This window comes from Kribbella sp. NPDC002412 (genome assembly GCF_053592935.1).
In genome coordinates this window covers 134,357-154,512 of sequence record NZ_JBSFBL010000007.1, presented here as the reverse complement: position 1 = coordinate 154,512, position 20,156 = coordinate 134,357, and the positions used below count along the sequence as shown (strand labels likewise).

Sequence of the window (20,156 nt, the reverse complement as noted above, 5' to 3'; positions counted from 1 at the left end):
ACTCCATCCCCGGCCCACCGTTACCGAACCCTGACTGGGCTTCCTTCGTCAGTAGTAGGGCGCGAGCCGAACGAGGTTGATCAGGCCCAAGACGAGGACCACGGCAGACGCGACGACGACCCCGCGAGCTACCGCGGTGTGAGTCGGGTGCCTGTGGATGCGCTGATGACCGCTCGGTCTCCGAGTGGTTTGGTCAGGGTGACAACCGCTGGTGTCGAAAGCCCAATGGCTCGGCAGGCAACGCCGGCCGGCGGATTGCTGTGGGTACCGCCGATGATCACCAGGTCGTCGAACTCCTTGACGTGAGCTCGAAGGTCGATGTCGCAGGCTCCGTGAAAGAAGGCGAAAGTGAGCGTGCTGCCGTCGATTCGGGTGAGGCTCTGGACCCGGAGGAAGCCAGGTGGAAGCTCGGGGAGACCGGGCGGTGGGACGGGCTCGACGACGGGTTTGAGGACGTCCTCGGGGACGGCGACGGCGACGATCGGTCTGGACAGGCCCTTCGCGGTGAAGGACCAGGCGGGTACGGTCGCCTTCCCGCTGCTCGTCACCACCTCAGCCGTCCGCAGCGAAGCCTTGGTGATCGTGAGACTGCATGTCGCGGCTCGGAAATGCTTGCAGTTGTTGTGCGTGGGTCCGATCGCTGCCTTGAGAGCGGGGCGGGCGTCGAGCACGCTGACCGGACGGCTCGATCCATCCGCGAACTCGATGCTGGATGCACCGCCTGACCCGAGCCGAACGCCAGGCGCGAAGGTAACGTGCCCTGCCATCCAGGCCACCTTCTGCTCGGTCGTGTCGAACGCGAGGCCAGGCGTCCGGGACGAGTACAGGAACGTCCCTTCCGGAGCCTTCGGAATCCCCGCAGCCCTGACAACCTGCGCCACAACCCCCGCCCGCTCGACAAACGCCGGAGTCCCAGGCGCGACCGGAACCACCGTCGGATCCACATCACGAGGCGCTGGCATCTCGACGGCAGGCGTAGCACTACCAGCCCCACCCGCCGGCGCGGCTTCACTCCCACACGCCGCCAGCGTCAGACCAACGAGAACGACGGCAGCTCCCAAGTACGCCCGACACCTCGCACCGCGCCCGATAACCCTCATACCCGCTGAGACGCGTCGCGCCTGGCGATTTGTTGCATCGCCCACCATGACCCGAGTATCCGCTCGTCCCCCATCGCCAGATGATTCCGCGAACAACCCGTCGCCTTCCAGATACCGCGCGAAGACCTAAGTGGCGAAGATCGTCTCCGGCGACGTACCAGGAACCTGGACGGTCACCCACGTGAGGTTGCTGAGCTTTGTCGCGTGGTGGCTAGTTGCGGTGGGCTACTACTCGGGTGAAGCCGAGGGTTTGGCCGGCGTCGGTGCGGAGCATCTCGGCTTCCCATTGGGGGGCGCTGCTGTCGCGGTCGCAGGCTTCGTTCCACTGCAGCCAGTCTCGCCATCCTTCGGGCAGCCGATCGGCGACTTCGACGGTGACGAGTCCGGTCTTCTCCCAGTGCCGGCGCCACCAGGCTGGGCTGTGCCAAGCGCAGAAGTCCCACTTCCAGTAGGGCTCGAGGCCCGGAGGGGGAAGCGTCTCGTACTCCTCGGCGAGGCCGGGCTGAACGATCCCGAGCTGGCCGCCGGGTTTCACGAAGCGGGAGTAGTAGCCGAGGTAGAGGTCATCGGTGCCGAAGTAGTGGTACGCGCCGATGCTGAAGAGCGCATCGAAGAAACCCTCGGCGAAGGGCAACGCATGGGCTTCGGCGTAGATCGGGTGAACTTGGTCTACGACGTCAGCCTCGGCAACACGCTGCAGGTTCTCGTCGGGCTTGATCCACAGGTCAGTCGCCCACACCTCGACGCCGAACTCCTTGGCCAGAAAGATCGAGCTCAGCGCAGTGCCGCATCCCAGGTCGAGAACCCGCATACCGGGCTCGAGCCGCATGACATCGCTCAACGCCTCCGCCTGCCACACAGCGTTCGGCCCCATCACCCCGTCGACCATCCACCGAGCCGAATACTTGGCAGACCGCGGGTACCGCTCATTCCTCAGCAACACAGCAAGTTCGTCATCATCCATGCAGCCGGAGTGTGGGCGCAGCACGTGCGCTCGAGCAACCGGTTATCCGCCCGCTCGCATGGCGCAATTGGCCCGATGCCGACCGTACGGTCTTGGCAGAGTTGCCGGGCGACAGCGCCCCACACTCTCAGCTCACCCCTCTGGACTCTGACAGTCGAGTGCACGGATCGCGGAGAAGGATTCAGTGTGCGGAGCTGGGCGGTAGGTCGTTGAGTGGGGTCGGCTTTGTGGTGGCTCGCCACCTGTGGGTGCTTCTCTGGCCCGTTACAGTGTTGTCGAAGACGACGCAGAGTGCTCTGGTCCGTGGGTCTGATGCGATTGTGGCAAGTCCCTGCTCGCCGGCATGGAGTGCCAGGACGGGTCCGCCGGCCCAGCCGAGCAGTCCGCGATTCGTCTTGTGGGTTGCGAGGCGAACGGTCTTGGTAGACCGGCGGTGAGCAATCTTGGGGTAGTCAAGCAGCATGGCCGGCCAGTACGTGTACACAAGGATCTGGCCGCCCACCAGTTGATGCTGCTCGCGAGTCCAGTCCCAAGCCAGCTCGAAGGCTGCAAGATCCTTTTGAGCGGTTGACAGGTACCAGGTCTCGCAGGAGGTCGCGCACGGGTACGGCGAAGGCGTCTGCCCTCGCGTCTCGTCCGATGGGAGCACGTCGACACTGTAGATGTGCCTTCAGCGGCTCGGGCTGCTGACGCGACGCCTCACTCGGGACGCCGTAATCAGGTTGTGTGGACGGTCTGGGGCTGCTTCGCTCTGGGCGTGACTGAACTTCGGACGCCGCGACTGTGCCTGCACGCCATCGACACAGCGGAGGGCGAACGCATCGTCGGGCGGCGGGCCGGGGCCGAGGATGCCTGGGCTGAGGACTTTCCGTTCGACGGCGACGTCATCGGCGTCACGGCCTTTCTCGCGGCTACGGCGGCCCACGGGGACCAGCGCCCGTTCGGGCACTACCGGATCACCCGGACCGCCGACGGGAAGGCCATCGGTGGAATCGGGTTCAAGGGGCAGCCGGACGAGGGCTGTGTCGAGGTCGGTTACGGCCTTGCCCCATCAGCCCGCGGCCACGGCTATGCAGCGGAGGCACTCGGCGCCCTGCTGAACGTCGCTGCCTCTCACGGACTATCCCGAGTCGTCGCCGACACCACCGGGGACAACATCGCTTCCCAGCGGACCCTCGAATGTGCTGGATTCCGCCGAACAGGCGCCAACGGTGACCTCTACCAATACGAGGTAGTCCTCTCGCAACCGGCCCAGGCGCAGTAGCTCGAACGTCCATAGGCACGGTGGTCGCGACGACCTCGCCACCGGATCCGTCCGCGGCCGGCAACGGATGTGCCGGCCGCGGAGGCGTTGTCAGCCGCAGCAGCCCGACTGCTTGGTGGGCGTGTCGTCGATGACGGTCAGCAGGCCACCGCTGATGCCGGTTGCCAGGCCGCGCCCGGCCGGCGCGGAGATCTCGACGGCTTGCGGCGCGGGACCGCAGCAACCGCTCGACTCCTCGGCGCTTTCGCCATAGGCCAGGTTCGACGAACACACACCGGTCTCGGGCAGGTCCAGTTGGACATCACGGGCGGCATCCCAGTCGCCAGCTAGTGCGGCCACGACCGAGCGCGCCTGCTCGTACCCAGTCGCAAGCAGGAACGTCGGCGCGCGACCGTACGACTTCGCGCCGACCGCGTAGTACCCCGGCTCGGGGTGGGCGAGTTCGTCGACGCCATGCGGCGGGACCGTGCCGCACGAGTGCTTGTTGGGGTCGATCAGTGGCGCGAGTGCCCGCGTCGATCCGAGGATCGGGTCGAGGTCGAGGCGCAGTTCGCCGACCATGTCGTGGTCCGGGCGGAAGCCGGTCGAGTTGACGACCGTGTCGACAACCACGCGCCGTTCGCCGGCGACAAGCTCGACCCGCCCGTCCGTGGTCGGGGCCAGCTCCTCGGTCCGGAACCCGCTGACCAGTTCCACTCGGCCGGACTGAACCAGCTTCTTCAGCCGCATGCCGAGCGCCCCGCGTGCGGGCAGTTCATCGGCGTCGCCACCGCCGTACGTGCGTGCCTGGTCGGTGCCTCGAACAACCCACAGCACCTCTGTGCCGGGAACCTCGTCAGCGAGTTCGCCCAGTTCCAGCAGGGTTGTCGAGGCGGAGTGGCCGGCGCCGACGACTGCGGTACGGCGTCCCGCGAAGCGCTCACGGTCTCGCCCGAGTACGTCGGGAAGGGCATGCGCAATGTGGTCGGCCGTGCTCGATTCGCCTCGCGCGGGGATGCCCGAGCCGCCGAGGACGTTCGGACGCCGCCAGGTGCCGGCCGCGTCGATCACTGCCGACGCCAGCAACTCGGATCCGTCGGCCAGCCGGACCAAGAACGGTGCGTCCGCGCGGCCCGCCGTACGGATCCGGTCGAAACCGACTCGGGTGACCGCGATGACCTCGGCGCCGTACCGGATCCGGCCGGACAGCTCGGGGGTCTTGGTGAGTGGTTCGAGGTAGTCGTCGATCAGGTCGCCGCCGGTGGGCAGCGTGCCCAGTTCGGGTTCGGTCCAGCCGCCGGCCTGTTCGAGCAGCCGCCGCGCGGCCGAGTCGATGTCGTAGCGCCACGGGCTGAACAGCTTCACGTGCCGCCACTCGTCGATCGCCGCCGCGACGCCCGGCCCGGCCTCCAGGACCGTGAACTCGATCCCGCGCTCGGCCAGGTGCGCAGCCGCCGCCAAGCCGATCGGGCCCGCGCCGATCACCACCACCGGAGCTTCGGTCATCTCTTCATCCCCACTGTCTAGAAGTTCATCTAATCAGCGTCCACCTTGCCTTCTGATTAGACAGAAGTCAAGATAGATCCATGTCTAAACAGCAGATCACGCTGATCGCCCCCACTGCGGGCGGCTGCTGCGCTCCGATCTCGTCCGGCGCCCTCGATGCCGAGCAGGCGGCCGAGGGGGCGGCGGTGTTCAAGGCGCTGGCCGACCCGGTGCGGTTGCGGCTGCTGTCGATCATCGCCTCGGCGGGCGGCGAGATGTGCGTCTGCGATATCACGCCCCAGTTCGACGTGTCCGGCCCGACGATCTCCCACCACCTGAAGGTGCTGCGCGAAGCGGGGCTGGTCGACTGTGAACGGCGGGGGACCTGGGTCTACTACTGGCCGATCCACGAGCGCATGCAATGGATCGCCGGCCTTCTGGCCGTACCGGCGGCGCCTGCGCTCACCTGACCGCGGAGGTTTGACTTCCTGAAATAGCTCAGTGATCATTGAGTCAATGAACACTGAGCGATCTGCCCTGGTGGAGCGAGCCCGGATCCACGCCGCGCTCGGCGACCCGGTGCGCCTGGCGATCGTCGACACGCTCATCGCCGGCGACGTGGCACCGGGTGAGCTCGGCGCATCCCTCGACATGCCGACCAATCTGGTTGCGCACCACCTCAAGGTGCTCGAGGACGCCGGCGTGGTCGTCCGGACCCGATCCGAAGGCGATCGTCGCCGTACTTATGTGCGTCTCGTTCCCGAGGCGCTGACGACGATTGCGGCACCCGCGTTGTCTGCGCCCAGAGTCGTGTTCGTCTGCACGCAGAACTCCGCCCGGTCGCAGCTGGCGGCAGCAGTCTGGGCTCGGCGCAGTCATGTTCCCGCGTTGTCAGCCGGGACCGAGCCCGGAGCACGGGTCAACCCCGGCGCGGTCCGGGTCGCGCGCAAGCATGGACTGAACCCAGACACCTGGCGCACTGCCCGTGTCGAGGACGTCGTCCAACCGGATGACCTGGTCATAGCGGTCTGCGACAACGCCTACGAGCACCTCCACCCCGACGTACGGCCGCGGCTGCACTGGTCCGTCCCGGACCCGGCGCCGGTGGGCACGGACGCGGCCTTCGAAGCCGCCTACCGCGAGATCGCCGGCCGAATCGACCGGCTCGCGCCAGCCCTTGCGGACGACACCGAAACCTCTAGGAGCCGATCGTGACCGAGATCGCCGGCTACCACCGCGAGAACCTGTCGATCGACCAGAACCTCGCCCTGCACACCGCAGCCGCGCGGCTGCGCGCGGAGTTCTCCAGCTTCTACGGGCCGGAGACGATCGAGCGTTTCCTGCACGCCAGCTACGACCAGTTCGCCTCCGGCAGCACGGTTCCCAACTTCCTACCGCTGCTGGCCGAACGCTTCGCCCGCCAGCGCCTGACCGCACTCGCGCGAGTCGAAGGCCACCATGACGACGGCAAACCGGTCGTGCTGTTCCTGTGTGTCCACAACGCCGGCCGTTCTCAGATGGCGCTCGGGTTCTTCCAGCAGCTTGCCGGCGGCAACGCCATCGCCTGGTCCGGTGGATCCGAGCCTGGCATCGAGGTCAACGCCGCGGCGATCGCAGCCATGGCCGAACGGGGCATCGACATCTCCGGCGAGTACCCGAAACCGTGGACCGACGAGGTCGTCCGCGCCGCCGACGTCGTGGTCACGATGGGCTGCGGTGACGCGTGCCCGATCTTTCCGGGCACCCGGTACGAGAACTGGGATCTCGACGATCCGGCCGGCCTCGACGTGGCCGGAGTTCGCCCGATCCGCGACGAGATCGAGCGCCGGGTACGGCGATTGCTCGACGAACTCGCCGTACCCGCGGAGCGCGCGTGAGTGGCCCACTCTGGCGACGTGCCGCGGCGGAGGCCATCGGCACCGGCCTCCTGGTCACGGTCGTCGTCGGCTCCGGCATCGCCGCCGCATCCCTGTCACGTGACACCGGCCTGCAACTGCTCGAGAACGCCTTCGCCACAGCCCTCGGGCTCGCGGTTCTGATCCTCGCGTTCGGCCCGGTCTCCGGTGCCCACTTCAACCCGGTCGTCTCGCTGGTCGACTGGTGGTTCGGAGCCGGACTCACCGGGCGAGACATTGCGGTGTACCTCCCCGCGCAGCTCATCGGCGCTGTCGGCGGCGCCGTACTGGCGAATCTCATGTACGGCGAGAGCGCCGTCTCGTGGTCGACGAACCACCGCTCGTCCGGGCACCTGTGGCTCGGCGAGGTGGTCGCCACCGCCGGGCTGATCCTGCTCATCGTCGCGCTCGCCCGGACCGGTCGCGCCAACCTCGCACCCGCGGCGGTCGGCGCCTACATCGGATCGGCGTACTGGTTCACCTCGTCGACCTCGTTCGCCAACCCGGCGGTCACCATCGGCCGCGCGTTCAGCGACACCTTCGCCGGTATCGCGCCCAGTTCGGTGCCCGGGTTCATCGTCTTTCAGCTGTTCGGCGGCGTCGTCGGCGCCGGTCTTGTCGCCCTGCTCTACCCCGATCCCGGCAGCGCCGCCGACGACATCGTCACCCCACACACCGACACCACTGGAGTCGCCTCGTGAGCAAGCCCACCGTGCTGTTCGTCTGCGTCCACAACGCCGGCCGCTCCCAGATGGCCGCTGGATGGCTGCGCCACCTGGCCGGTGACACCGTCGACGTACGGTCCGCGGGATCCGAGCCTGCGAACCAGATCAACCCCGTTGCGGTGGAAGCCATGCGCGAGGTCGGCATCGACATCGCCGGCGCCACCCCCGAGCTGCTGGCCACCGAAACCGTCAAGGACAGCGACGTCGTCATCACCATGGGCTGCGGCGACGCCTGCCCCATCTTCCCCGGCAAACGCTACGAAGACTGGCAACTCACCGACCCCGCCGGCCAACCCCTCGAGCTGGTCCGCAAAGTCCGCGACGACATCCGCACCCGAGTAGAAACCCTCCTCACCGACCTCCGACCTGCGATGTAGCCGCTCGTTCGGTGGTTGCCCGAGCCGGGCCAGGGCTACGGTACGTGCGTGATCCTCAACGACCCGGACGGTCCGTGGACCGCGGCGGCGTACCTCCTCGAAGACGAGTCCTTCAAGGGTGTCCAGCACGGCATCAGCGACTCCGGCGCCACACTCTGCGGCATCCCCGAGGACAAGATCACCATCGTGCGCCACCCGTTCTGGGGCCGACGTACCAACGACTGCCCAACCTGCACCCTCCGCCTCACCGAACTAGCCGACCCCACCACACCTGACCCTTAGCCCACGGCCCAGCCTGATCTGCACAGGTCAATGGCGACGCAGAGGTCGAGTTCAGGAGTCGGCAAGGCGTCAGTCAGCGCTTCCAGGGGTGATGGGCGTGAGCGTATTTTGAGGGCGTGGCGTCAGGATCCTTGCCGCAGCGCGCAGTCCGCGCGGTCGGCGAAAGCCGGGTCGCTGAGCGGCTTGCCAGCGCTCAGACGCTGGCTTACGGGCCGCTGATCGAGCGGGTACGACGCAGTCCGCTGCACACCGACGTACTCGGTCATTCGTTGCATCCGTCACTTACCGACGTGACCGCCGGGTGCTGGCTCAGCACCTCCCTTCTCGACCTCGCCGGTGGGTCCGACTCGCGTCGCGGGGCGACGCTCCTCGCCGGGTTCGGACTGCTGGCGTCCGTGCCGACGGCTCTCGCAGGCGCCGCCGACTGGGCGGAACTGTCAGGCACTGAACGCAGGATCGGCGCGATCCACGGTCTCGGCGCGGACGCCGCAATATTCCTCTTCACCGGCTCGCTCGTCGCGCGCCTACGCGGCGAACACCGCCTCGGCACAAAGCTCGCCGTAGCCGGAAACCTGGTCATAGCAGGCGCGGGCTTCCTCGGCGGCCACCTAGCCCTACACCGCGGAACAGCCCGCCGACCGCCCACGGCTGACCCCAACTAGCCCTCTCAACCCAAGCACTGCCAATCATCGTCACGGGTGCTTTCGTAGGTCCGCGCCCATCGAGCTCGGCGGACAGCCATAGGTCTCGCGCGGGACGGGCCAGCGTCCGACTCGCGGCTGATCAGTGCGAAGTGTCGGCCGCCGTCATTACAGTTTGGACCGTGACTTCCGACGACCTGAGCTCCGACCTGGTGTGGGAGAAGATGTGGGTCGGGCGACCCACCGACACGCACTTCTCGGCCGGTGGTTCCAGTCCGCTTGCGCGTGCTGACGACACGAATAAGCTCGAGACGCACGCGACCTTGGGCGGCCGCGTTGAGGACGAAGACGACGAGTCTGACCTGCTAAAGGTGGCGGCGGGCGTCGCGTTGGGAGTCTTGGTGACCATCGGCGCCTTCAAGGCGGCACCGCACGTCAAAACCTGGTGGAAGGAACGCCGGGCAAGGAAGGTCGCGCTCTCAGAAGCCGCCGAACCGGCCGACGAAGCCGATACTTCCGACGTGGCCACACTGGCCGTTGCCGCGTTCGCCTCCGAGGTGGAGGGAGCGCTCGACGAGCAAAGGACGAAGATGAGCAGCGCAGAAGCGCAGCGGCGCGTCCTCGAAATCATGCTCGCGGCGGCCATCATCGCCGACAACATGAACGCTCTGTCGAACGCTCAACTCGAGGACGGCGCCTCCGCAGAGTTGCAGAGCGCACTGGAGAGGCTCACGGTTCCCCAGGTCACGGACAGCCTCAACCGGATGCTCGAGGCGGATAGCACCCTGCTCGGTGAGCAAGCATCAGCTGAGCTCATGAAGGTCTTCGGAGGAGGTTGCGCCGCCGAAGGCCAGTACGTGCCCTTGCGCAACGACAGGATCAGGGAGGTTCTGCGCCTGCCTCGGGCAGCGTAGCTATAGGGGCTGCTGGTGGTAGTTCACTCCTCCTCCAGCGCGCCACCATGAAGACCATTCGGTCATCGGCTGATCTGTGCGTTGCTCCGACACGCGAATGTCAGGGATCACGGGGATGAGAGCGCGCTGTCCAGCCGAGGCCGATCAACTCAGCTAAGTGAAGCGGCCCGGGGCTCTGGATCCTCAGCGAGGAGGATTCAGCGGGTGGGAGCCGGCTCTGACGATGGCCGCCAGTCTCGTTTGATCAGGCCGTAGACCCAGGAGTCAGAGACCTCGCCGTTCACGATGCAGTCCTCCCGGAGCGTTCCTTCGCGCACGAAGCCGAGCTTCTCCAGGACGCGGGCTGAGGCCGCGTTGCGGGTATCGGCCTCGGCCTGGACTCGATTCAGGTCGAGCGTGTCGAATGCCCACTGCAGCAAGGCACGCGCGGCCTCGGTCGCATAGCCGTGGCCCCATGCCGCATCGTTGTAGCAGTAGCCCATCGACGCGCTGCGGTAGTCCGGGTTCCACTGGTTCAGGCTGCACCACCCGATGAACGCCCCGTCGGAAACCCGGTCCACGGCCAGCCGCGTCCCGGTCCCTTCCTCTGCCATCTGCCGGCAACCCGCGATGAACCGCTCGGCCCGCGCACGCTCGCTCCACGGCGGCGAGTCCCAATAGCGCAGTACGTAAGCACTGCTGTGCATCGCGTAGAGAGCGTCCGCGTCCACGTCCTCAAACGGCCGCAGCCGCAGGCGATCGGTGTGCAGCGTGGGGGCAGGCAGAGACATGCGTGCCATATTGCCCCTCACGAGGGCCAGCCGGACAACCGCACCCGTGATGCGGATCCCTCACAACCGAACTTGTCGGTGGCAGACAGAGGAACATGCCGAGGCGGCCCGGGGCGAGGGTGCGTTCCTGCCGTCCACCAACGGCTCCGCTGGACACGAGCCGACGTCACGGGGCGGTCGGTGAAGCGCGATGAGCGCGTGTGTCTGGGGGAGCGGCCGGCAGACCGCGACGGAGGAACGGGCGGAGAGGCGGGGGGCTACACAGAAGGAGGTGGCGCGCTCGGAGCGATTCGAACCCCAAATCTTCTGATTCGTAGTCGAGTTCAGACCGTCCACTGTCGACCACATCACGCCTGAGTGCTCGCGTCGCTCTGCCGGAATGCCCTGGGTCGTTCGGACGGATCCGTGGTCGCCGTTCGCAAATACGCGCCCGCCGCACTGACAGACCGCCGTACACACTGTTCGACCCAAGCCGAAGGCGCCAGAAGATGACCGACGAGCGCGAGATGTTCCAGCACCTGCCGTTTCCTTTCGAGAACCAGCGCTTTCCGAGCAATCTGGGCGCCGTCGTTCAAAGGACAGTGCTTTCGGGTGAGCAGCCTGCCCGAGAGGTGGTCCACGCGCCCGACGGCTCCTGGCTCGTCGGCGATGGTGTCAACGATCCGAACCCGCCTGGCGCATCGATTGCCACACACATCACTCACGCGATCGAGACGAACAGCTCTATCGCACAGCTAGCGACTATGGCGCCGGGACACATTGCCCAGCGATCCGGGTCAGGCGACCCATGGCGCATCACCGACCTCGATGATTGGGAGGAGCAGGGCTCTCCGCGTCAGTCCTAGCTCAGCTCCTTACGCATCTGAGTGCACATCGTCTCGTGCCGCGTGATCGAGCCGTCCGGGTCTTGCTGGTCCCAAGATTCGAGCACCTCGTCGTATGCGACATAGCCCAGCCGCTCGTACAGGGCACGGGCTCGGGGGTTACTCAGCTCGACACCGATCTCGGCCCGATCGAGACCTCGGGCCAAGATCCGCTGCTCAGCGGCTCCAATGAGCACTGTCCCGATCCCGCAGGACTGCAGCGCCGGGTGCACGGACAACTGCCACAGCGAACCTGAACCCGGATGCGGCAGATAGTCGACCCCACCGATAGCTACGGGTACGTCGTTCTTCGTGCAGACGGCAAGGTAGTCGACCTCCCCGGAACGCGCTCGCTCGAGTTGCTCGGCAACCTGCCTCAGGTGCAGCTCGCTGCCAGCAAAGCCACACGCGCCCAGATCGGCGTCAGCCAGATCCCTCACCGTCAGATCGAGCACGACTGCGGTCATCGTCACCACCTCCTCGTGCAGTCTTGTGTACGACTTGCGAGAACGACAACGGGTTTCTACTCGCCATGGCCCACCCGTGTCTTCCCCTTTGCTGGCTCCTGATAGGTCTGACTGGGCAGCGCACCGGGCGGGAAGACGCACCCGCCCGACCAAAGCGCCGGGCGATCCGCGCCTTGATCCATATGAGGACAATCCGGCAGAGACTCACCGGCGGATGACGCCCTCCGTCGACAGATGCGCGACACTCACCCGCCAGGTGATCTGCGAGTTCGGTCGCCCGGGCGGAAGATGAGTCGGTTGTGCAACTCCGCCGGGCAGACTAATCACATGGCCGAAGGAACCGAGGGCGAGAACCGGCCGGTGGTGCGGGCCCAGCCGATGACGCATCCCTGAGCGATGGCCCCTTCAGCTGTCCTTGTTGCGGTCACCTGACGTTGTCTGAGCGTGGCAGCTTTCTGCGATGAATGTGGATGGGAAGACGACGGCCAGGACGACCATGACAGTCACATCGTCCGTGGCGGCCCCAACGGCCGTCTCAAGCCCGGATGACGCGCGGGCGGCGTATGTGGCCAGGGGCGGACGCGCGCAATCACACCGACCGCCGACGGACCTGTAGTAGCTGGGAGTGGATGGCCGGACGGATTGACCACATCCCGACCTCGGCATGACCGCGCGGATCGCGGCAAATCCGGACGTTGCTGGTTGTGCCCAGGGCTTGGCTCAAAGTCGGGGTGGGTGGCGAGCATCCCGGTGAGCCGCTGGTAGGCGCTCCCATGTGCTGCCTACGGCGTAATGGTGAGCTCCAGCGGCGCCAGCTGCATGCTGCCGCTGTCGGTCTGTAGCTCGATGACCAGACCCCACTGTCCCGGCGGGACGGCGTACCCCAGGTCGGGAACCATCGAGGCTGTCCCGATCAAGACGGGCACAGGGCGGCTTTGGTGAGGTTCAATCCAGAACTCCACCCGCTTCGCGGTGTGCGGGCCGACGTACCGACCGACGACGGTGCCGAAGCTGTCGGTCACCGCCGATTGCAGGTCGCCGCCGGTGGCTAGCACATGCGTGCGCGCGGCGCGATTCGTGACCAGCACGTCCTGGTGAGTGAACCGGCCGGTTTGGACCGCCAACGGGGACAGGGGTTCCACGTCGAGCCCTGCGGTTTCAGCGGGCGCTCCGTGGAGCTGGCGAGCGTGGTCGGTCACCCACAGCTGTCTCGCCGGGAAGGTCATCGCCCCGACACGCAGATCCACGAGGCTCCCGTACTTACCATGCAGCATCGCCGCGATGTCGGTTGCCCACGCGGCCAGCTCGATGTAGAACGGGGGCTCACGTCGCTCGCGATCGGGGACAGGAAATACCCTGAGCGCACCCGGTGACTCCTCGCTCACCCGGCGCAGATCCGCGCGCAGACTCTCCCAACCGGCCATAGCCCGACGGTATCGGAACCGACCGCAGGCAGAGGACAATCGAGCCCTTCAGGAACTTCCTGAATTCGGCATGACCGCACATCGCTATCTGGGGCATGACCGGACCTGCGCTGATGGCCCGCGCGGAACCGATGGTTACGTTCAGCGTTGCTTGTCCGGCGGCACGATCTGAGTCTTCCCCTTGGCCTCGGCCTTCGCGTGCTTCTCGGCGCGCTTCTCCTTGAGAGACTTGCCCGCCTTCTTGGACATGTGTTGCCGAGGCGATTTGTCGGCCATGGCTGCTCCTTGAGCGGAAGCCTGGCTGGCTTCCTGAATCCACCGTACGCCGGGACGGGCGCTTCCGCTCATCGGCATGACAGCGCGGATCGCGGCAAATCCGTGCGTCGCCTGGCATGATCGGCCGGCCCATCGAAATCGGAGACGACCTATGAGCCCTTCGCCAAGCGAAAGTGCTGAACTCATCCGTATCGTGGGGCTCGAGGCCGCACTGGTCGCACCACACGAGATACTCCCGCAGGTCCGACTCGGTGTGGATCCGGGACTGACCTTTGAACCGAGCCAGGTAGGCGGCGACGGCTATCCGTAGGATGCGAGACGTCGTGACGACGACACCGGAGACGGCCGGGCCCGGTTGTGAGATCTCCATTCCCTCAGTGCCCAGGGCGCGGCAGGTCGCGTCAACCGCCTCACAAGCTCACCATCGCGGCATGTGCGGACGTTGACCGTCTGGCTGGGCATGCACAATGTCAGCCATGCTGCTCTCCGCTTCACGACGGCGCGAGCGTCTTGCCGTCGAAGCCGTAACGGTGCTCTGTTACGAAGCATTTCTGGCCATTCGCGGCAGTGCCTACACGGGTCAAGTGCAGTCAGTGGTCGATGTCGGCGAGGTGGATGTCGACGTCATGGAGTGGATGCGATTGCTGGCGGACGCCTGTCACAACTTGCCGAAGTCCCTACAGCCGTCGGTGGCGGGAGGTCGGAAACATCGGGCAACTGACGCCATTCACTATCTGCTTGCCACAGCGAGCCCGCGGCAGCGGCAGTGGCTTGTCGCCACGCTTGCTAATAACGACATCGCTGTCGAGGAGCTGACTGGCTAACGTCCGCCGACTTCCGGTCGTCGGCATGAGCGCGCAGGTCGCGGCATGTCCGGACGTTGTAGCCCACCCCGGCCCGGCTCGAACGGGCAGCCTCCCTCTCCGGTGTTGCTCGGGTGGGCGCTGGGGGTGCAGCCACCCACCTAGGGCGGGGCCGTGCACAGGGTACGAAGCGCGGTGTCACATCGCCACCGAGATGCACCCGACTGCGGCAAATGAGTGCGTCCGAGACTCTGCGCTGCCAGGATCTCTCCATGCCAACTCTGCCAAGAACGGACTCCTCGCTTCTCGTCCGCACCGACTTCGCCAGTGACACCGCGTGGCAACACTTGAGCGACGAAGCGCAGCGGGAGAACGAAGATGGTTTCCGGGCCTACATCGAAACGGTGAGCGATCCGGCATTCGACGGCGCCGACTGGCAGGCCATACAGGCCGCGGTTCCGGTCACTGACACTGGCGCCTCGGTGCTGTTCATCGCAGACACCGTGGCCCTGGGATCGGCAGAGCACCCCATCCTGGTTGTGGCTCTTGGAGAAGGCAGCAGCGAGCTGCCGTTCCGGACGCTACCGTCAGAACTGTGGGCCATCGAGAACAACCTGAACATCGCCAACATGGACTGGCAGGAGTTCGCCGCGGCAGTCGATGAAGATGGCGTGTTCCGCGGCTTCGGGGACTAACCGACGCGCTTACATGTCGGGGGCTTGCCCATCGCGCGATCAACGCGCACGCCATCAGCGGCATGTGAATGCGTTACGCCGAATGGGCTAACCCCAGTGGTTGCTGTCGAGGTCGTCCAGTTGTGCCTGAATCTCTGACAGCAGGGCCGCCGGCATGATCAGGACAAGGTCGCAACTCTCGACGTCCTGGCCCACGCTCATGGTGAGTTGACCGTCACTCACGCTCCACCAGACGGGGTGTCTCGCGCACGTCCCGAGGCTCACGTCTAGGCGCTGGGCGTGGTCGGCGCCGTGAACGCGAGGGAGGCCCGTAGCCCATTCGACCGGACTCGCGTTCACGTTCAGGAGCCACGAGTCTCCGCTCAGTGTGAGCATCACGTTGTCGTCATCGAGTTGCGCGTCCGCCCTCACATCAAATCGCTCCATGCGGAGGAGTATCGCAGCGGGATCAGCGCAGAGACCGCTCATCGGCATGACAGTGCGCGGAACGCGGCTACTGTTGACTTGTTCTACGGCAGTGGCCTGGCCAGGCTGTTGTCGAGGTGCTCGGCGGGACGCTCTCATATCAGCGGCTGCCCACCCGAAGGGTGTGGCTCTCATCTGGCGTGCGGCCCGCCGGGTGCCGCTGGTGAGGCGTGGCTCAAGAGGGGATTGCCGGGCTCGAAGTAGCTTTGCCCGTCCTCGCCGAGGTGGCTCAGGCAGGAGGTCGCAGGATGAGCGGAGTGATTGTGGGTGTGGATCCACACAAGGACAGCGTGACGATCGAAGCCGTCGACGGGCATGGTCAGGTGTTGGCGAGGGGCGATTCGGCACTGATACGGCCGGCTACCGGTTGATGAGCGGGTACGTGCATGGGCAGTGGCCGCATCACGTGTGGGCGGTCGAGGGCGCACACGGGGTGGGGCGTCCACTGGCGCAGCGGCTGCTCGCCCAGGGCGAGACCGTGTTGGATGTCCCGGCCAAGCTCGCCGCGGGTGCGAGTGTTCGACACCGGCAACGCCCGAAAGACCGACGCCGGCGACGCGCACGCGGTGGCGATGGTGGCGCTGCGCACCCCGCGGCTGACCCGGCTGGGCTATGACGAAGAGTTCGCGCTCCGGCTGCTGACCGACCGGCGCGATGAGCTGTCAAACCTGCGGGTGCAGACCGTGAACCGGTTGCACCGACTGCTCACCGAACTGATCCCCGGAGGCGAGCAGGCGCGACCTGTCCGCCCTGCAGGCCAAGCGGCTGCTGGCGACGGTGAGGCCCAAAACCCCGGTGGGCAAGACGATCCGTCCGATGGCGGTCGAGGAGCTCGCCGACCTGGTCGCGGTCGACGCCAAGCTCAAGGCGATCAAGAACGAACTGCGCACCGCCGTCAACCACCGCGGCTCGCACCTGACCGAGCTGTTCGGGATCGGCCCGGCGGGCGCCGCACGGATCCTGGCCGACGTCGGCGACGTGGCCCGGTTCCCCGACCGCAACCACTTCGCATCCTGGACCGGCACCGCACCCCTGGACGCCTCCAGCGGCGAACAGATCCGCCACCGGCTCTCCCGGGCCGGCAACCGCCGACTCAACCACGTCCTGCACATCGCCGCGATCGTGCAGATCCGCCACGACACCGCAGGCCGTGCCTGCTACCGGCGCAAGCTCGCCGACGGCAAGACGCCGATGGAAGCCCTGCGCTGCCTGAAACGACGGCTCTCCGACGCCATCTACCGCCAACTCGTCAACGACACCACCCAGACCGCGACAACCGGCGAGGCGAGCCCGGGAGGGCACTCGGGGGCGACTTCACAATCCAGCGCGGCCGACCTCTACACCCCGGTCATCGGCTCTTCGGATCAGCCACTTCCCGGACCCGCAGCCACGACGCTACCCCCGCCCACAGCCCATGCGAAACCCCGCCCGGCCCCCGGCTCACCACCCCACGCGCCGACGCGCCGGAGCGGTCAAGGTGGAGCGCCCCACCGGACGAACGACCTTGACGGCGACAAGCGCCGGCGCATCCTGAACGAGCCGAGACCGGCAACTTGACACAGAGGGGAACCAGATCAGTGCGTTTTCGGGCCACAGGCTCGTGCGACCATCTCGCCATGCTGCATGTGTCTGAGGACGGCGCTGCCGTCGCCCTTCGGTGGAGTAGCGGGGATCGCAAGGCGGAGATCGAGTTCGCATCCCCGCGCTTTCGCTACCGCGATGCCTCGGACCCATACCTGGCCTCCGACGACTTGGTCGAGTACACGGTTCGTCTTGCGGGGAACGGGTTGGCAGCAGAGGCGTTGGTCCTGAGTCTCGACACAGCCGGCAGCGGGCTGCCAGCGTTCCTTGAGCAACTGGGCGAGGACTTTCGAGGCTGGAACGGCACACGCACTTGGGAGAACCAGGATCGGGATCTCGGGGTCGAAGCCACTTGGTCGTCACGTGGGTACGTCGACCTCCGCTGGTGGATCACGCCCACCATCTACGACAAGTGGAGCGCCTCGGTTGTCGTGGAAATCGAGGCGGGTGCTGAGATGTCAGCACTCGCCCGCGAACTGTCGTCGTTCTTCGCCCTCTGAGCCGATTCCGACAAGCACGCTCATCGGCATGTGCGGACACTCGTGGTCTGGTGGATTCGCTACCTCGCGGAGGCGATCGAGTCGCTGTTCCAACGGTGGCGATCCAGGCCGACGGTTGCGTACTCGTCCTTCGGGTTCGCGGCCGTGACACCGAGCCAGCGCAAGCCCGCGTTGATGGCCATCTCGGATCCGGATCGGACCGCAGCATAGTGATCGGGTGCCTGTTCTCCGGGAGTCCTGGTGAACAGCGGGCCGAACGCGACGTCGCCGTTTTGCCAGCCGACGGCGTCGTGAGTTCCTTCGCCTCCGTGGAACTCCATGTGAATGTAGAGAACCGGACCTTGGGCTGACGCCTGGACCGCCTCTTCGGCACGGCCCTTCGTCAAATCGAGGAAGCCAGGGACCAGATCCCTGTCCGGCGTGACTTCCTCGAGTAGGGCGCCCGGTACGAAACACAGGTCGGGCACGTCGAGAGGAATGAGCACATGCTCTTGCTCCCAAGGCCAGGACTGCGGTGGCGCGAAGAGAACAAATCCGTCGATCACACCACCCATGAGTCAGAAGTCTCCCTGACCGCTGACCGTCTCCGCCATTGAGAACTGTCACGAGTTGCGGCAGACCCGTGCATCGCTGCCGGATTCACGGTCGGCAGACTTCCAGCCCTGTCGCACCTCAGCCTCCGGCGTGTCGCGGATCTGTTGGCGGATCACAAGGAGCGCGCGCCGGGTTCTCATGGCGTTGGTGTCTAGCTACGGCTCGTACTTGAGTTTGTCCTGCAATTCGTCGACCAGTCCGGAGTATTCGACCCAGTTCTCGTGCTTGGTGTAGAAGCCCTCCAGTTCGGCCCCAGTCAGCCGCTGGATCAGTTCACCGGTGTAGTGGTCACGTGCAATCCACAGGTTAGGCGGCCCATCTGTCGAATCGTCGTCGGCGTCGATGAACATGTCGAAGACGAAGACGTTGGTACGCCGATACTCGGCGAGACGCTCTTCAACCAGCCTCCAGGCGCGCGAGCCACTGACGATCATCTGAGATCGATTCATCCCGATTCGGCATGGCCAGATGCTAGTCCGAGCGCTGTAACGCATCGGCGATCGCGCATCACGCAGAGCGGCATGTCAGGACGTTGCCGGTCGGAGCCGAATCAGCGACGTCGAGAGGCGGTTCTCTGAGGTGGGTGTGTTGAGTTAGGCGGGCAAGTCATCCGCCTGCGTAGCGGGTGAGACGCACGAAGTGGTGGACCCCGAGGAAGCGGAACGGACCACGGACCATGGTCGGAACTAGCTGCAACCCTTCGCTGCTGCCGACGAATCGGGGCTGTTCATACTCGTGCGACTCACGGCGCCGCTTGACCTCTACACGACCGGCCGCCAGGGCGTTCCTTACCCAGTCCGAGCTCATTCCATACAGCACGGCGACGACGAGATCGTCTTCGGTGCCGAAGGCCAGCACTGGTGTCGCATAGTCCCGCCCGGTCCGGCGGCCGCGGTGCCTCACGATCGCAAACGGCGGCAACCATCCCGCGACCAGCCGCATGACCGGATTCGCAATCCTGCGGTTGAACCGGGCGAACCCTCTCGGGAATGGCCCACCGTCACGCGACCGTGCGGTCATGGTGGCGTGTGTGACTGGTTGAGTAGAGGCGGAAGCGGAACAGCATGACCGCGAACATCAGCGGGCAAGCGAGGAGGCCCGTCTGCAGCTCCATCAGGCTGCTCCTATCGATGATGTCCAGCCAGTACGCCGCGATCAGCAGCAGTCCGGCGACCATTGTTGAGCCCGACATCTCCACGGTGGGCCGCCACTCCATTCCCATTAACCGCATCCAAACGGCCATCGGTAGGGAGAGGTTGATGGCGATGACCAGCGCCGTCAGTTCAGGCGCCCGCTGCGGCAGGTCGGTGTAGCCGAGCATTGCGGCGGCTCCGAAGAACAGCACACTCAGCAAGATCGCGCCGACACACATCACCATGCACATCTCGAGGAGATGCAGGACGAAGCGCCCGACTGATTGCAGGAAGCCGCCGACGGGTCCGTGCCGGATCGCGGCTCTTTCGTGTTGCCTGTGTGGAATGAGCAGTGCTCGCATGATGCCCTCCTCGGGCTGGTGGTCGGGCTCTTGGACACGTCTGGAGAGCCACGGGACAATGCGAGCATCGTTCCGGGGCAATCGAGGGCGCCGGACAGCGAGCCTTTGATGCAACTGTGTGCTCACGACGATGCGCTCATAAGGGTCGAAAGACCCTGATCCTCAGGACCAAGATGCGGTCTCGAGTGGACAGTCGCGTTGCGATACAAGGCGGCACCGAGCGGATGAAGCAGCCCGCAGTCTGCTGTTCGCCGTGGATGAGCAGACGCGGCTGCCTGTCGGTTTCAGGCGGCGACTCCGCGGCAAGTCGGCGGGACCACACATCCTGACATCGGCTGATCCGTGCGTTGGCCGGGCGCTCCGGTCCTCGTCAGGCACCTAGCCCTGTCGCGAATCAGTTGGCGGACGAGTGTTGCGGATCTGTTGGCGGATCACGCGGCAGCGAACGGTCTCGCACCCGGTTGATGCCCGATGAGGCTTGTCTAGCGGTGAGCTGTGTCATCCTCAAGGTCATGAGCAGCGTTGATCTTCGGCGTATCGGCGGCGCGCTAGCACACTTCTGGCTGGAGGTAGCGGACCGAGCCGACCGCACGTACT

General features: G+C 66.1%; 26 protein-coding genes and 1 pseudogene. 15 read left to right on the top strand and 12 right to left on the bottom strand.

Translation table 11 applies throughout. From position 1 onward, the window contains the following. Nucleotides 1-128: 128 nt before the first annotated feature. Both ACWCOV_RS08355 and ACWCOV_RS08350 read right to left on the bottom strand, forming a co-directional pair. Complete coding sequence (locus tag ACWCOV_RS08355; protein WP_449828554.1) at nt 129-1,148, bottom strand: hypothetical protein; 1,020 nt, start codon at nt 1,146-1,148, stop codon at nt 129-131. Nucleotides 1,149-1,311: 163 nt separating this feature from the next. Further along, on the bottom strand, nt 1,312-1,989 hold the full coding sequence (locus ACWCOV_RS08350) for an SAM-dependent methyltransferase (RefSeq protein WP_449828553.1): 678 nt from the start codon (nt 1,987-1,989) through the stop codon (nt 1,312-1,314). Between the two features lie 832 nt (nt 1,990-2,821). On the opposite strand from ACWCOV_RS08350, the gene ACWCOV_RS08345 reads away from it, so the two are divergent. Further along, the gene (locus ACWCOV_RS08345; RefSeq protein WP_449828552.1) at nt 2,822-3,328 is read left to right on the top strand and encodes a GNAT family N-acetyltransferase; all 507 of its coding nucleotides are present in this window, start codon (nt 2,822-2,824) and stop codon (nt 3,326-3,328) included. A gap of 90 nt (nt 3,329-3,418) precedes the next feature. Here ACWCOV_RS08345 and ACWCOV_RS08340 read toward each other — a convergent pair whose 3' ends face one another. Beyond that, the gene (locus tag ACWCOV_RS08340; protein WP_449828551.1) at nt 3,419-4,813 is read right to left on the bottom strand and encodes an FAD-dependent oxidoreductase; all 1,395 of its coding nucleotides are present in this window, start codon (nt 4,811-4,813) and stop codon (nt 3,419-3,421) included. Nucleotides 4,814-4,893: 80 nt separating this feature from the next. Here ACWCOV_RS08340 and ACWCOV_RS08335 point away from each other — a divergent pair, with 80 nt between their 5' ends. The 8 genes from ACWCOV_RS08335 to ACWCOV_RS08300 all read left to right on the top strand — a co-directional run bounded on the left by ACWCOV_RS08335 (nt 4,894) and on the right by ACWCOV_RS08300 (nt 9,626). After that, nucleotides 4,894-5,262 (top strand): ArsR/SmtB family transcription factor, encoded by a 369-nt coding sequence (locus tag ACWCOV_RS08335; RefSeq protein WP_449828550.1) that lies wholly within the window; start codon nt 4,894-4,896, stop codon nt 5,260-5,262. Between the two features lie 46 nt (nt 5,263-5,308). Beyond that, complete coding sequence (locus tag ACWCOV_RS08330) at nt 5,309-6,007, top strand: arsenate reductase/protein-tyrosine-phosphatase family protein (protein ID WP_449828549.1); 699 nt, start codon at nt 5,309-5,311, stop codon at nt 6,005-6,007. Beyond that, complete coding sequence (locus ACWCOV_RS08325) at nt 6,004-6,669, top strand: arsenate reductase ArsC (RefSeq protein ID WP_449828548.1); 666 nt, start codon at nt 6,004-6,006, stop codon at nt 6,667-6,669. The genes ACWCOV_RS08330 and ACWCOV_RS08325 overlap by 4 nt, the downstream gene beginning before the upstream one ends. Further along, nucleotides 6,666-7,388 carry an aquaporin gene (locus ACWCOV_RS08320; protein ID WP_449828547.1) on the top strand — a complete coding sequence of 241 codons (723 nt, stop codon included), beginning with the start codon at nt 6,666-6,668 and terminating at the stop codon, nt 7,386-7,388. Before ACWCOV_RS08325 ends, ACWCOV_RS08320 begins: the two co-directional genes overlap by 4 nt. Next, nucleotides 7,385-7,789, top strand: a complete 405-nt coding sequence (locus tag ACWCOV_RS08315; protein ID WP_449828546.1) for an arsenate reductase ArsC — start codon at nt 7,385-7,387, stop codon at nt 7,787-7,789. The genes ACWCOV_RS08320 and ACWCOV_RS08315 overlap by 4 nt, the downstream gene beginning before the upstream one ends. 48 nt (nt 7,790-7,837) lie before the next feature. Next, nucleotides 7,838-8,071: a hypothetical protein gene (locus ACWCOV_RS08310; protein ID WP_449828545.1), complete on the top strand. Its 234-nt coding sequence runs from the start codon at nt 7,838-7,840 to the stop codon at nt 8,069-8,071. Between the two features lie 116 nt (nt 8,072-8,187). Continuing rightward, nucleotides 8,188-8,733 (top strand): DUF2231 domain-containing protein, encoded by a 546-nt coding sequence (locus ACWCOV_RS08305; RefSeq protein ID WP_449828544.1) that lies wholly within the window; start codon nt 8,188-8,190, stop codon nt 8,731-8,733. A gap of 161 nt (nt 8,734-8,894) precedes the next feature. Next, complete coding sequence (locus ACWCOV_RS08300; protein ID WP_449828543.1) at nt 8,895-9,626, top strand: hypothetical protein; 732 nt, start codon at nt 8,895-8,897, stop codon at nt 9,624-9,626. Nucleotides 9,627-9,823: 197 nt separating this feature from the next. Here the strand turns inward: ACWCOV_RS08300 and ACWCOV_RS08295 are convergent, their stop codons facing one another. Beyond that, the gene (locus tag ACWCOV_RS08295) at nt 9,824-10,396 is read right to left on the bottom strand and encodes a GNAT family N-acetyltransferase (protein ID WP_449828542.1); all 573 of its coding nucleotides are present in this window, start codon (nt 10,394-10,396) and stop codon (nt 9,824-9,826) included. Nucleotides 10,397-10,884: 488 nt separating this feature from the next. Here ACWCOV_RS08295 and ACWCOV_RS08290 point away from each other — a divergent pair, with 488 nt between their 5' ends. Then, on the top strand, nt 10,885-11,241 hold the full coding sequence (locus ACWCOV_RS08290; protein ID WP_449828541.1) for a hypothetical protein: 357 nt from the start codon (nt 10,885-10,887) through the stop codon (nt 11,239-11,241). On the opposite strand, the gene ACWCOV_RS08285 is transcribed toward ACWCOV_RS08290, so the two are convergent. From ACWCOV_RS08285 to ACWCOV_RS08275, 3 genes are all read right to left on the bottom strand, one after another. After that, nucleotides 11,238-11,726 carry a GNAT family N-acetyltransferase gene (locus ACWCOV_RS08285; protein ID WP_449828540.1) on the bottom strand — a complete coding sequence of 163 codons (489 nt, stop codon included), beginning with the start codon at nt 11,724-11,726 and terminating at the stop codon, nt 11,238-11,240. The two genes, ACWCOV_RS08290 and ACWCOV_RS08285, sit on opposite strands and share 4 nt — an antisense overlap. Before the next feature lie 782 nt (nt 11,727-12,508). Further along, nucleotides 12,509-13,150: a hypothetical protein gene (locus ACWCOV_RS08280; protein WP_449828539.1), complete on the bottom strand. Its 642-nt coding sequence runs from the start codon at nt 13,148-13,150 to the stop codon at nt 12,509-12,511. Between the two features lie 141 nt (nt 13,151-13,291). After that, entirely contained in the window at nt 13,292-13,426 is a 135-nt protein-coding gene (locus tag ACWCOV_RS08275; protein ID WP_449828538.1) for a hypothetical protein, read from the bottom strand. A 476-nt stretch (nt 13,427-13,902) separates the two neighbouring features. Between ACWCOV_RS08275 and ACWCOV_RS08270 the strand changes: the two genes are divergently transcribed. Both ACWCOV_RS08270 and ACWCOV_RS08265 read left to right on the top strand, forming a co-directional pair. Further along, nucleotides 13,903-14,250, top strand: a complete 348-nt coding sequence (locus ACWCOV_RS08270; protein ID WP_449828537.1) for a hypothetical protein — start codon at nt 13,903-13,905, stop codon at nt 14,248-14,250. A gap of 251 nt (nt 14,251-14,501) precedes the next feature. Next, nucleotides 14,502-14,924, top strand: a complete 423-nt coding sequence (locus tag ACWCOV_RS08265) for a DUF6924 domain-containing protein (RefSeq protein WP_449828536.1) — start codon at nt 14,502-14,504, stop codon at nt 14,922-14,924. An 87-nt stretch (nt 14,925-15,011) separates the two neighbouring features. Here the strand turns inward: ACWCOV_RS08265 and ACWCOV_RS08260 are convergent, their stop codons facing one another. Then, nucleotides 15,012-15,350 (bottom strand): hypothetical protein, encoded by a 339-nt coding sequence (locus ACWCOV_RS08260; protein ID WP_449828535.1) that lies wholly within the window; start codon nt 15,348-15,350, stop codon nt 15,012-15,014. Between the two features lie 425 nt (nt 15,351-15,775). Between ACWCOV_RS08260 and ACWCOV_RS08255 the strand changes: the two are divergent. From ACWCOV_RS08255 to ACWCOV_RS08245, 3 genes and pseudogenes are all read left to right on the top strand, one after another. After that, nucleotides 15,776-16,099: pseudogene (locus ACWCOV_RS08255) on the top strand (IS110 family transposase); the annotation flags it as partial. Between the two features lie 106 nt (nt 16,100-16,205). Then, complete coding sequence (locus ACWCOV_RS08250) at nt 16,206-16,946, top strand: transposase (RefSeq protein WP_449828534.1); 741 nt, start codon at nt 16,206-16,208, stop codon at nt 16,944-16,946. 68 nt (nt 16,947-17,014) lie between these two features. Then, entirely contained in the window at nt 17,015-17,470 is a 456-nt protein-coding gene (locus ACWCOV_RS08245) for a DUF6228 family protein (RefSeq protein WP_449828533.1), read from the top strand. A gap of 59 nt (nt 17,471-17,529) precedes the next feature. On the opposite strand, the gene ACWCOV_RS08240 is transcribed toward ACWCOV_RS08245, so the two are convergent. From ACWCOV_RS08240 to ACWCOV_RS08225, 4 genes are all read right to left on the bottom strand, one after another. After that, the gene (locus ACWCOV_RS08240; protein ID WP_449828532.1) at nt 17,530-18,024 is read right to left on the bottom strand and encodes a hypothetical protein; all 495 of its coding nucleotides are present in this window, start codon (nt 18,022-18,024) and stop codon (nt 17,530-17,532) included. A 195-nt stretch (nt 18,025-18,219) separates the two neighbouring features. Then, the gene (locus ACWCOV_RS08235) at nt 18,220-18,498 is read right to left on the bottom strand and encodes a hypothetical protein (RefSeq protein WP_449828531.1); all 279 of its coding nucleotides are present in this window, start codon (nt 18,496-18,498) and stop codon (nt 18,220-18,222) included. A 172-nt stretch (nt 18,499-18,670) separates the two neighbouring features. Then, on the bottom strand, nt 18,671-19,006 hold the full coding sequence (locus ACWCOV_RS08230; RefSeq protein WP_449828530.1) for a nitroreductase family deazaflavin-dependent oxidoreductase: 336 nt from the start codon (nt 19,004-19,006) through the stop codon (nt 18,671-18,673). Between the two features lie 58 nt (nt 19,007-19,064). Beyond that, nucleotides 19,065-19,559 (bottom strand): hypothetical protein, encoded by a 495-nt coding sequence (locus tag ACWCOV_RS08225; RefSeq protein ID WP_449828529.1) that lies wholly within the window; start codon nt 19,557-19,559, stop codon nt 19,065-19,067. Nucleotides 19,560-20,156 lie beyond the last annotated feature (597 nt).

Excerpts from the sequence above, each read along its gene's own strand:
- ACWCOV_RS08355 (WP_449828554.1), bottom strand. The coding sequence starts at position 1,148 with ATGGTGGGCGATGCAACAAATCGCCAGGCGCGACGCGTCTCAGCGGGT.
- ACWCOV_RS08350 (WP_449828553.1), bottom strand. The coding sequence starts at position 1,989 with ATGGTCGACGGGGTGATGGGGCCGAACGCTGTGTGGCAGGCGGAGGCG.
- ACWCOV_RS08340 (WP_449828551.1), bottom strand. The coding sequence starts at position 4,813 with ATGACCGAAGCTCCGGTGGTGGTGATCGGCGCGGGCCCGATCGGCTTG.
- ACWCOV_RS08335 (WP_449828550.1), top strand. The coding sequence starts at position 4,894 with ATGTCTAAACAGCAGATCACGCTGATCGCCCCCACTGCGGGCGGCTGC.
- ACWCOV_RS08330 (WP_449828549.1), top strand. The coding sequence starts at position 5,309 with ATGAACACTGAGCGATCTGCCCTGGTGGAGCGAGCCCGGATCCACGCC.
- ACWCOV_RS08295 (WP_449828542.1), bottom strand. The coding sequence starts at position 10,396 with ATGTCTCTGCCTGCCCCCACGCTGCACACCGATCGCCTGCGGCTGCGG.
- ACWCOV_RS08290 (WP_449828541.1), top strand. The coding sequence starts at position 10,885 with ATGACCGACGAGCGCGAGATGTTCCAGCACCTGCCGTTTCCTTTCGAG.
- ACWCOV_RS08285 (WP_449828540.1), bottom strand. The coding sequence starts at position 11,726 with ATGACCGCAGTCGTGCTCGATCTGACGGTGAGGGATCTGGCTGACGCC.
- ACWCOV_RS08280 (WP_449828539.1), bottom strand. The coding sequence starts at position 13,150 with ATGGCCGGTTGGGAGAGTCTGCGCGCGGATCTGCGCCGGGTGAGCGAG.
- ACWCOV_RS08275 (WP_449828538.1), bottom strand. The coding sequence starts at position 13,426 with ATGGCCGACAAATCGCCTCGGCAACACATGTCCAAGAAGGCGGGCAAG.
- ACWCOV_RS08270 (WP_449828537.1), top strand. The coding sequence starts at position 13,903 with ATGCTGCTCTCCGCTTCACGACGGCGCGAGCGTCTTGCCGTCGAAGCC.
- ACWCOV_RS08265 (WP_449828536.1), top strand. The coding sequence starts at position 14,502 with ATGCCAACTCTGCCAAGAACGGACTCCTCGCTTCTCGTCCGCACCGAC.
- ACWCOV_RS08260 (WP_449828535.1), bottom strand. The coding sequence starts at position 15,350 with ATGGAGCGATTTGATGTGAGGGCGGACGCGCAACTCGATGACGACAAC.
- ACWCOV_RS08250 (WP_449828534.1), top strand. The coding sequence starts at position 16,206 with ATGGCGGTCGAGGAGCTCGCCGACCTGGTCGCGGTCGACGCCAAGCTC.
- ACWCOV_RS08240 (WP_449828532.1), bottom strand. The coding sequence starts at position 18,024 with ATGGGTGGTGTGATCGACGGATTTGTTCTCTTCGCGCCACCGCAGTCC.
- ACWCOV_RS08235 (WP_449828531.1), bottom strand. The coding sequence starts at position 18,498 with ATGATCGTCAGTGGCTCGCGCGCCTGGAGGCTGGTTGAAGAGCGTCTC.
- ACWCOV_RS08230 (WP_449828530.1), bottom strand. The coding sequence starts at position 19,006 with ATGCGGCTGGTCGCGGGATGGTTGCCGCCGTTTGCGATCGTGAGGCAC.
- ACWCOV_RS08225 (WP_449828529.1), bottom strand. The coding sequence starts at position 19,559 with ATGCGAGCACTGCTCATTCCACACAGGCAACACGAAAGAGCCGCGATC.